This window comes from Streptomyces sp. NBC_00989, from assembly GCF_045162655.1.
Taxonomy (GTDB): Bacteria; Actinomycetota; Actinomycetes; order Streptomycetales; family Streptomycetaceae; genus Streptomyces.
On sequence record NZ_CP108728.1, the window covers coordinates 1,719,882 to 1,726,181 of the forward strand.

5 protein-coding genes are annotated in these 6,300 nt (G+C 70.3%); 4 read left to right on the forward strand and 1 reads right to left on the reverse strand.

Annotation, left to right across the window (positions count from 1 at the left end; translation table 11 throughout):
- Positions 1-9: 9 nt before the first annotated feature.
- Together OG714_RS07695 and OG714_RS07700 are read left to right on the forward strand one after the other, a co-directional pair.
- Entirely contained in the window at positions 10-246 is a 237-nt protein-coding gene (locus OG714_RS07695; RefSeq protein WP_393765532.1) for an acyl carrier protein, read from the forward strand.
- Entirely contained in the window at positions 243-1,481 is a 1,239-nt protein-coding gene (locus tag OG714_RS07700; protein WP_406119502.1) for a beta-ketoacyl-[acyl-carrier-protein] synthase family protein, read from the forward strand. The genes OG714_RS07695 and OG714_RS07700 overlap by 4 nt, the downstream gene beginning before the upstream one ends.
- A gap of 196 nt (positions 1,482-1,677) precedes the next feature.
- On the opposite strand, the gene OG714_RS07705 is transcribed toward OG714_RS07700, so the two are convergent.
- Positions 1,678-2,664: a transcriptional regulator gene (locus OG714_RS07705; RefSeq protein WP_406119504.1), complete on the reverse strand. Its 987-nt coding sequence runs from the start codon at positions 2,662-2,664 to the stop codon at positions 1,678-1,680.
- Between the two features lie 468 nt (positions 2,665-3,132).
- On the opposite strand from OG714_RS07705, the gene OG714_RS07710 reads away from it, so the two are divergent.
- Both OG714_RS07710 and OG714_RS07715 read left to right on the forward strand, forming a co-directional pair.
- On the forward strand, positions 3,133-3,579 hold the full coding sequence (locus OG714_RS07710; protein ID WP_406131750.1) for a cold-shock protein: 447 nt from the start codon (positions 3,133-3,135) through the stop codon (positions 3,577-3,579).
- Positions 3,580-3,980: 401 nt separating this feature from the next.
- Positions 3,981-5,948 carry an ABC transporter ATP-binding protein gene (locus tag OG714_RS07715; protein WP_393765542.1) on the forward strand — a complete coding sequence of 656 codons (1,968 nt, stop codon included), beginning with the start codon at positions 3,981-3,983 and terminating at the stop codon, positions 5,946-5,948.
- Positions 5,949-6,300: the final 352 nt, after the last annotated feature.

Here is a 6,300-nt window from a genome sequence, read left to right on the forward strand (position 1 = left end):
GAGCCACCTGTGTTCATCGACTACCTCACCACCCTCCTCGGCACCGTCTACAAGGTCCCCGGAGTCATCGACCCCGACAAGTCGTTCGCGGAACTGGAAGTGGACTCGCTGTCCCTGGCGGAGCTCGGCGCGCATCTGGAGGAGGAACTCGGCGTGACGGTCGACGAGGCGGAGCTGACCGGCTCCACCACCGTCACCGAGCTGGCCGGGCTGCTGCACGTTCGCGGGGCGGTCGTGCCGGCATGAACGGGCGAAGACAGCAGCACCCGGATGTGGTGATCACGGGCGTCGGGATGGTGTCGCCCGCCGGCACGGACACGGCGACGGCGTGGAAGGCAGCCTGTGCCGGGCTGCCCACGGCGGCTTCCGACGCCCGGCTCGAGGGCATGGCCGTGGACTTCAGCTGTGCGGTGTCGGCGTTCGACGCGCACGCGGTACTGGGGACCGACGCGCGCCGGATGGATCCCTTCACGCAGTACGCCGTCGCGGCGGCCCGCGAAGCCGTGGCGGACGCGGCGGCGGACGGCGGGCACTGGGACCCGGCCAGGGTAGGAGTGCTGATCGGTACCGCCGTCGGTGGCCTGGAAACCTGGCTGGAGCAGTCGGCGCGGCTGCGGAACACGGGGCCGCGTGCGGTCAATCCGCTGACCGTCCCCAAGGCCATCGGGAACATGGCCGCGGCCGCTGTGGCCCTGGACCTCGGCCTGAACGGACCCACGCTCGCCGTGGCCACCGCGTGCGCATCCGGCACCACGGCGCTGGGTTTCGCCCTCGACCTCTTGCGCGCCGGCCGCTGCGACGTCGTGCTGGCCGGTGGCACCGACGCCGCGATCACCCCGCTCCTGTCCGCCGCCTTCGACCGGCTCAAGGCCCTGTCCCGGCGCCGCGACGAACCGTCGTCGGCGTCCCGGCCGTTCGACCGGCACCGTGACGGCTTCGTCTTGGCGGAAGGGGCCGCGGTGCTCGTGCTGGAGCGTGCGGCGGACGCGCGGGCCCGTGGCCGACGCCCGTACGCGACGCTCCTGGGGTACGGCGAGTCCACGGACGCCCACCACCTCACCTCGCCCGACCCGGACGGGAAAGGCGCGCGGCTCGCCATGCGAAGCGCACTGGCGGACGCCGGGGTGGCCGCGTCGGACGTGGCGCTGGTCAACGCGCATGCCACGGGCACGCCGCTGGGCGACGCCGTCGAGGCACGCCTCATCCACAGCTTCTTCGGCTCGCACACGGCGGTCACCTCCACGAAGGGAGTGACGGGGCACATGCTGGGAGCCGCCGGCGCCGCCGAGGCGGTGTTCACGGCCTTGTCCGTCGAACAGGGCGTCGTCCCGCCCACCGCCAACCTCGATGAGCCGGGGGCCGACATCGCCGACATCGACATCGTGCACGGCGCTCCGCGGTCCGCCCCGGTCCCCGTAGCGGTGAGCAACTCGTTCGGCTTCGGCGGGCACAACGCCGTCGTCGTCCTGGGGCGCGCCTGAACGAGACGCACGAGGAGCCGGGGCGGGCGTCCGCGGCACACGAGGAGTGGGGGTTGTTCGCCGCGCAGGAGAGCCAAGGAGAGCCAAGGAGATGTTCGCCGCCCCACAGAGGCCCAGAGGCCCAGAGGGCATACGGGACGCACCAGGGCTCGTCAGTTCGCGTCAAGGTCTCCCGCGCCGGTTCCCCGCGCGGCCCTCACCCGGCGCCTTCGTCGAGTTCCTGCGCCACCTCCAGCCAGGTCTCGGCGTACTGGCGGGCGAGGTCGACGACGAGGTCCCCGCAGTGCGAGGGCACCGCAGCGGCCAGCTTGGACCAGCCCCGCTCCTCGATCGCGTTGCGCTGGAGTACCCGGAACAGGCGCAGGTCCCCCTCCCTGTGCCGCAGCGACGGATCGCTGAGCAACCTGTCGAAGAGGGCGGCGTGGTCGGGGACCGGCAGCCGGCTGCCACGCGCAGGCGGCCGCGGCCCCTCCGGCGCGGCGGACACCACCGGCAGGATCGGATCCACGGCGTCGGCTTGCGGGCGCCCGCCGCCGGGCGGGGCCGGCTGGGGCGTCTGCTCCGGGACGGGCGGCTCGCCGGCCAGGAGCCGTCTGCGGACGTCGCTCACCGTCGCGGGCGAGACACCGGCGAGCCTCGCGATCTCGCGCAACGACGCCTGCGGACGCTCGGCGATCAGTCGAGCGGCCCGCTCGCGGCCCTCGGCGCCGTTGAGGGGGCGCACCTTGCCGTCCCTGCCGATGCGCGCGCTCAACTGGGTGTTCCCGCCTGCGGAGTTGCGCCGTATGGCGGCTACCGTCTTGGCTCCCAGGCCCGCGACCCGGGCGATCGCCCGGTCCGACATCGCGGGATGCGAGGCGATGATGCGCTCGGTCGCGGCTCGGCGGTCCTCCCTCGACAGCGGGAGGCCGTGGGTCACGTTCGCCTCGACAGCCCGCAGGAAGGCCTCCTCGGCGGTGCCGTCGAAGAACTCGACGAGGACGGTCGCCTCGCCCTTGCGGAAGGCGGCCGCCAGCCGGTGCATTCCGTCGATCACGCGCAGGCTGCGCCGGTCCACCAGGATGGGAGGGAGCGGGGTCTCCACCGCCGCCAACCGGGCCACGTGCTCCGCGGCCTGGCCCTCGAGACGCGGGGAGTCCGCGGGAAGGAGCGAGGCGACCGGAACGGACGTGACCCCGCGCACGGCCGACGCGGGAGGCGCGGCGGACCAGGCCGAGCCGTCTCTTTCTCCGGAGGATTCTGGATACCTCGAGTCGACAGCGCTACGCTTCATTTCCCGCTCCCCCACTGAAGAAACGTCTGTTCTTGACGACGACTTTCGGCAGAAAATCTGCGACCGCCGGGCAGTGAGGGAAATGCGGAATCAATGCTGTCGAACTCGCGACCAGTACACCGGTAGCGGTTTCATCAACTCACCGCCACTCCTCCAGAACGCCCGAAACTGCATTCGAACCTACCTCCAGCATGCAGTTCGGGCAACCGGCGAAGACCAATCCGCGGCCGTCACGAGACGGCGTTCAAGTGCGGCACGGCGGCGGTTGAACGTCCTGTTCCACCGCCGGCCGCTCGCCTCCACGGGTGCCCCTGTCCTATCTTCTTCAGCATGACGCTGATCCGGGCAAGGGGCCCGGTGGGCAAGGGGTTGGTGGGCATGGTTACCGGTCATGTGGTGCGGTTCGACAGTGTGCGGGGTTTTGGATTCATCGCTCCCGATCACGGAGGGGACGACGTCTTCCTGCACGTGAACGATCTCCTGATCCCCGAGCACTATATTCGCTCGGGCCTCGCGGTCCAGTTCGAGGTGGAGGAGGGTGACCGCGGGCTCAAGGCCTCGGCCGTCCGGCTCGCGGAAGGGGCCGAGGCCAAGTCCGCGGCCTTCCAGACGCCCGTCGGCGTCGCCGCGGCCCTGGCGTCGGAGCCCACCAGGCATGCCGACGGCGACGACTCCCTGTGCGACGTGCTCGCCGCGAACGAGTACCTGCACGAGGTGACCGAGGTGCTCCTGTCGACGGCCCCGTCGCTGACGGGAGATCAGATTGTGCAGATCCGGGCGGGATTGCTCCAGTCCGCCAAGAACCACGGCTGGACCGAGGGCTGATCGACGGTGTCGGGGGAGCTCCGGCTCCCCCGCATCCCACCCTCGTCTTTCACGGCCTTCCGGCCTTCCCGGGGTCCTCGCGCGTGACGCCATTCCGCGCTGACACCCCGAAGCGCCGCGATTTCCTCTCCGGGCTCGGCACCCTTCCCGTGCCATGAGCCGAGCACCCCGCAAACAGCCGGATGAACGGTCCGTCCGGCATTGATCGGGGCGACCGTGCACTGCATCGTGGATGCCACGGTTTTCTCTTCATGGAATGCTGCGACGGCGATTTCAGCACACCGCAGAATTCCGGTCCTGGTCGCCGGATGTTGACCCGATGTCTTCTCTCCACCCGATGCGGCGATGCGAGAAGAACAGAGAGCGAGGCAGTTTCCGTGACCGTGCTAAACCGCCCGTCCATGGGCCCGATACGGCTGCGGCCGGGCGACGAGTCGCTCCAGCGCCAGCAGGTCAGACCGGGAACGGTGCGGCGCATCCTCCCGTACGCCCGGCCCTACCGCCGGCAGGTGGCGCTGCTGCTGACGGTGACCGCCCTGGACGCCTGCATCGCGGCCGCCAGTCCGCTGATCCTGAAGTACATCATCGATCAGGGCATCCTGCCCGGGCACCTCGACGTCGTCGTGTGGCTCAGCCTGGCGCTGGCCGGACTGGCCCTGGTGGACGCCGGGGTCGCCTACATGCAGAGCTGGTGCTCGGGCCGGGTGGGCGAAGGAGTCGTCTACCAACTGCGCACCCAGGTGTTCTCGCACGTGCAGCAGCAGCCGCTGGCGTTCTTCACCCGCACACAGACCGGCAAGCTGATCAGCCGGCTCAACACTGATGTCGCCGGTGCCCGGCAGGCCGTGACCACCCTGCTCACCCAGGCCGTCTCCACGATTCTGACCCTGGTCCTGGTCCTCGGCGCGATGTTCTACCTCTCCTGGCAGATCACCGTGGCGGCTCTGGTGATGATTCCGTTGTTCCTGATCCCCGCGCGTCTGCTGACGCGTCGCATGCAGCGCATCACCAGATCGCTCATGGAGCAGGACGCGGAGATGAGCTCGATCATGACCGAGCGTTTCAACGTCTCGGGCGCCATGCTGGCCAAGCTCTACGGGCGTCCGCAGGACGAGGACGCGCTGTTCGCCGGCAAGGCCGCCGAAGTCCGCGACCTCGCCATCAGGCTGGTCGTCTGGGGTCGGCTGCTGCCCATCATCGTCACCGTTCTCACGACCTTCACCACGGCCCTGGTCTACGGCCTGGGCGGCGCCCTCACCATCGACGGGACCATCGAGTTCGGCACGCTGGTGGCCATGGTGGCCCTGCTGATGCGGCTGTACGGCCCCGTCAACGAACTGTCGACCATGCAGGCGACCGCCACGGTCGCCCTGGTCAGCTTCGACCGGGTCTTCGAGGTTCTCGATCTCAAGCCGCTGATCACCGAGCGCCCCGGCGCCAAGGCGTTGCTGCCCGAAGCCGGTGCCGAGAGCCGGGAGGGATCGGCCGCGGACGCCCCGGACATCGAGTTCGAGGGGGTTTCCTTCCGGTACCCCAGCGCCGACGAGGTGTCGATGGAGTCACTGGAGGCGACCGCGAGCCGCAAGCACGAGCGGTCGGACGCGACCGCGCAGGAAGTCCTCCACGAACTGAGCTTCCGCGCTCCGGCCGGCAAACTCACCGCGTTGGTCGGCCCGTCGGGCGCCGGCAAGACCACCATCACCCAGCTGGTGCCCCGTATGTACGATCCGCACCTCGGCACCGTACGCATCGGCGGCCACGACATCCGTGAGCTGACCCTCGACTCACTGCGCGAGAACGTCGGTGTCGTCACCCAGGAGTCCCACCTCTTCCACGACACCCTCCGCGCCAACCTGTCGTACGCCCGTCCCGGCGCCGACGAGCAGGAGCTGATCGAGGCGTGCAGGGCGGCGTTGATGTGGGACACCATCACCGCTCTTCCCGAGGGCCTCGACACCGTCGTGGGTGACCGCGGCTACCGTCTCTCCGGCGGCGAGAAGCAACGGATAGCCCTGGCCCGGTTGCTGCTCAAGGCCCCGCCGATCGTCGTGCTCGACGAGGCGACCGCCCATCTGGACTCGGAGTCGGAGGCGGCGATCCAGCAGGCGCTCAGGACTGCCCTCGCCGGCCGCACCTCGCTGGTGATCGCCCATCGACTGTCCACCATCCGCGAGGCCGACCAGATCCTGGTCGTCGAGGACGGCCGGATCTGCGAGAGCGGAACCCACGAGGAACTGCTGGCGGCGGCAGGACTCTACGCCGATCTCTACCACACGCAGTTCTCCCACCAGGCGACCGACCGCAGGAGCGTCGGCCACCAGCCGTCGCCGTCCGCGGTGATCGCGGGCAGCGCGCAACTCGGGTCCTGACCGACTCCGTCCCCTCGAACGCCGAGCCGGGTCACCTCATGCGGTGACCCGGCTCGGCGTTCGTGTTCCCCTCCCGACAGCGACCCGTCGTGGTCTCGCGTCACTCGGCCCCGCGGACGCCGCCCTGCCGCGCCGTCCGTAAGCGGGCGGGAGCCTCCTCGACCGTGGAAGCCGCCACCTGGCGGAACGTGTGCCCGTGCGTAGCGCCTGCCGGCGCCACGCAGGTCCGGAAGGCGTTCGGTGCGACGCGGGCTTCGGACGCCACATGGGACGGTGCCCGGGCCTGACCCGTCATCGACGGGCAGGCCCGGGCACCGTCCGGCAGAGAGGCGTCAGGCCGTTACCGGAAGGC